1 protein-coding gene is annotated in these 3,393 nt (G+C 73.3%); it reads left to right on the top strand.

The window, feature by feature from the left end; all coding sequences use genetic code 11:
* Nucleotides 1–3,393: type I polyketide synthase (locus GA0115259_RS14785; RefSeq protein ID WP_141716566.1), on the top strand; the 3,393-nt coding region annotated here is incomplete at both ends.

Below are 3,393 nucleotides of genomic sequence, written 5' to 3'. Positions count from 1 at the left end.
GGTATCTCGCCTCGCGAGGCGCTCGCCATGGATCCGCAGCAGCGGCTGCTCCTGGAGGTGTCCTGGGAGGCCTTCGAACGCACGGGCATCGATCCGACCTCGCTGCGCGGCAGCCGGACCGGTGTCTTCGTCGGCACCAACGCCCAGGACTACGCCCATCTCGTCCTCGCCTCCCGCGACGACATGGGCGGCTACGCCGGCAACGGTCTCGCCGCGAGCGTCCTGTCCGGCAGGCTGTCCTTCGTCCTCGGGCTCGAAGGGCCCGCCGTCACGCTCGATACGGCCTGCTCGTCGTCGCTCGTCACGCTCCATCTCGCCGCACAGGCCGTACGGAACGGCGAGTGCTCGCTGGCGCTGGCCGGCGGAGTGACGGTGATGGCGACCTCGGCGAGCTTCGCCGGCTTCAGCGTCCAGGGCGGACTCGCCGCCGACGGCCGGTGCAAGGCCTTCTCCGACGCGGCCGACGGCACCGCCTGGTCCGAGGGCGCCGGCATGCTGGTGGTCGAGCGGCTCTCGGACGCCCGGCGCCACGGACATCCCGTCCTCGCGGTGCTGCGCGGCAGCGCCGTCAACCAGGACGGCGCGTCCAACGGTCTGAGCGCGCCCAACGGCCCTGCGCAGCAGCGGGTGATCCGCCAGGCCCTGGCCGGCGCCGGACTCTCACCGGCCGATGTGGACGCCGTCGAGGCGCACGGTACGGGCACCACCTTGGGCGATCCGATCGAGGCGGGCGCCCTGCTCGCCACCTATGGCCAGGACCGTGATCCACGGCACCCGCTCCGGCTCGGCACGGTCAAGTCGAACATCGGGCACACCCAGGCGGCGGCCGGTGTCGCGGGCGTGATGAAGATGGTGCTGGCGCTCCGCAACGGTGTGCTGCCGCAGACGCTCCATGTGGACGCGCCGTCCTCGCATGTGGACTGGTCGGCCGGTGACGTACGGCTGCTGACGAAGGCGGTGGAGTGGCCCGAGGGCGACCGGGTGCGCCGGGCCGGTGTGTCCTCGTTCGGGATCAGCGGCACCAACGCGCATGTGATCGTGGAACAGGCACCACCGGTGGAGACCCAGGTGCCCACGGAGGACGGTCCCGAGCGGGCGCCCGACCTGGTACCGAAGGCCGTACCGTGGCCCGTGTCGGCCAGAAGCGCGGTCGCGCTCGACGCACAGCTCGACCGTGTCCGTTCCTTCGCCGCCGCTCCGGCCGCGCCCGGTCCGCTCGACATCGGCTACTCGCTCGCCACGACCCGCTCCGCCTTCGAACATCGCGCGGTACTGCTGGCCCACGGCGACGGCGAGCCGCCGGTCGAGGCGGCCCGCGGTGTCACCGGCAAGGGCCCGCTGGCCGTGCTGTTCTCCGGTCAGGGATCCCAGCGGCTCGGCATGGGACGGGAGCTGTACGCGCGCTTCCCCGTCTTCGCCGAGGCGCTCGACTCCGTACTGGCGGAGCTGGACCGGGAGTTGGCGCGAGAATCGGACCGAGAATCGGCGCGGGAATCGGTCCGCCCGCTGCGCGAGGTGATCTGGGGCGAGGACGCCGGTCCGCTCAACGACACCGGTTTCACGCAGCCCGCGCTGTTCGCCGTGGAGGTGGCGCTGTTCCGGCTGGTCGGCTCCTGGGGCGTCAAGGCGGACTATCTGGCCGGGCACTCCATCGGCGAGATCACGGCCGCGCACGCGGCCGGAGTGTTCTCGCTCGCCGACGCCTGCCGACTGGTCGCCGCGCGGGCCCGGCTGATGCGCGCGCTCCCGGCGGGCGGCGCGATGGTGGCGGTACGGGCCACCGAGGACGAGATCCTTCCGCTGCTGACCGACCGCGTCTCGCTCGCGGCGGTCAACGGCCCGGACGCGGTGGTCCTTTCCGGCGCCGAGGACGCGGTGGACGAGATCGTGGCACGGCTCGCGGCCCAGGGACGCAAGACCACCCGGCTCCCGGTGAGCCACGCGTTCCACTCGCCGCTGATGGAGCCGATGCTGGACGAGTTCCGCGCCGTGGTGGCCGGGCTGGCCTTCGAGCGGCCCGCCGTACCCGTCATCTCGAATGTGACAGGCGCGCTCGCCTCGGCGGCTGAACTGGGCTCCGCCGACTACTGGGTCCGGCATGTCCGGGAGGCCGTACGGTTCGGCGACGGCGTACGGACACTGGCCGGGCGCGGAGTGCGGACCTTTCTGGAGCTGGGCCCGGACGGAGTGCTCTCCGCCCTCGTACCGGACTGTGCCGAGGACCCGGAGATCACCGCGATTCCCGTACTGCGCAAGGACCGGCCCGAGGAGACCACGGCCCTCACCGCGCTCGCCGGGCTCCATGTCCGAGGCGTGCCGGTCGACTGGGCCGGACCGTTCTCCGGCACGGGCGCGCGCCGGGTGGAGCTGCCGACGTACGCGTTCCAGCGTGAGCGGTACTGGCCCACCGTCAGGGCGCTGCCCGGCGATGCCTCGGGACTGGGCCTGGTCTCCGCCGGCCATCCGCTGCTCGGCGCCGCCGTGACGATCGCCGGTTCCGACGAGACCGTACTGACCGGCAGCCTCTCCGTACGCTCGCATCCCTGGCTGGCCGACCACCGGATCGCGGGCCGGACCGTACTGCCCGGCGCCGCCTTCGCCGAACTGGCGATCAGGGCCGGTGACCAGTCGGGACACGACCGGGTGGCGGAACTGACGGTCATGGAACCGCTCGTGCTGCCCGAGCGCCGCGCGGTCATCACACAGGTACGGATCGGCGCGGCCGACGAGTCGGGACACCGTACGGTCACGGTCCACTCCCGTCCCGCAGGACAGGACGGGCAGGACGGACAGGGCGGGCGGGACGCGTGGGAAGGCCAGGACGGCCAGGTCTGGACGGTCCACGCGCGCGGTGTGCTCGCCTCGGCGGACGGGCTGGCCGAGGAGAGCGGTTTCGACACCGCCGAGTGGCCGCCGCGCGACGCGAAACCGATCGAGCCGGCCGGACTGTACGAGCGGCTCACCGCCGCCGGACTCCGCCACGGTCCCGTCTTCCAGGGCCTCACCGGTCTCTGGCGGCGCGAGGGCGAGGTGTTCGCCGAGGTCGCGCTGCCGGCCGAGGCGGACGACGCCACGGCGTTCGGTATCCATCCGGCGCTGCTGGACGCCGCGCTCCGGGCCGCGGGCGCGCTCGACGTGGACGGCGCGGCGCCCACTCCCGTCCCGCTCGCGTGGCATGGACTCACCTTGCACGCCGGAGCGGCCACCGCCCTGCGCGTACGGATCAGTCCGGTCGACCAGGACACGGTGGCGCTGACCGCCGTCGACATGGCCGGTGCGCCGGTGCTCTCGGTGGACTCACTGCTCCTCGGCCCGGTCTCCGGACAGCCGGAGCCCGCGTCCGCCGAGGGCGGCGGCGATCCGGGCGCGCTGTTCACTCTCGGCTGGGCGTCC

Source organism: Streptomyces sp. MnatMP-M17, from assembly GCF_900091995.1.
Classification (GTDB): Bacteria; Actinomycetota; Actinomycetes; order Streptomycetales; family Streptomycetaceae; genus Streptomyces.
This window is presented reverse-complemented; position numbering and strand designations above follow the sequence as displayed.